The organism is Gelidibacter pelagius (assembly GCF_017581925.1).
GTDB lineage: Bacteria > Bacteroidota > Bacteroidia > Flavobacteriales > Flavobacteriaceae > Gelidibacter > Gelidibacter pelagius.
In genome coordinates, this window is the sequence record NZ_JAGEVG010000088.1 from 1 (window position 1) to 372 (window position 372).

Consider the following 372-nt stretch of genomic DNA (forward strand, 5'->3'; position numbering starts at 1 on the left):
CACGTCCTTCATCGCCTCTGAGAGCCTAGGCATTCCCCATACGCTCTTATGTAGCTTATTGTACATTTTGTCTTTTAATGAGTTTGCAATCAGTCCTTAGCTCGTAAACCAGGACCGATTACGTGTTACTATGATATATTCCGAGGAATATACCAGTAATATTTTTTTATGTATCTTTTTTCAATATGTCAATGAACGTTTTCCTTGAGAGAAAAGAACAGAGAGAATAGAGGATAGACCAAGTCTATTGTCTTTTTTCTTTGTTCTATCTTCTCAGAGATAGTGGAGAATATCGGAGTCGAACCGATGACCTCCTGCGTGCAAGGCAGGCGCTCTAGCCAGCTGAGCTAATCCCCCAGAATATCTTTTGGC

The 372-nt window shown here is 40.9% G+C and carries 1 tRNA gene; it reads right to left on the reverse strand.

What is annotated here, in order from left to right:
- Window positions 1-283: 283 nt before the first annotated feature.
- Window positions 284-357, reverse strand: a tRNA-Ala gene (locus J4051_RS18910).
- Window positions 358-372: the final 15 nt, after the last annotated feature.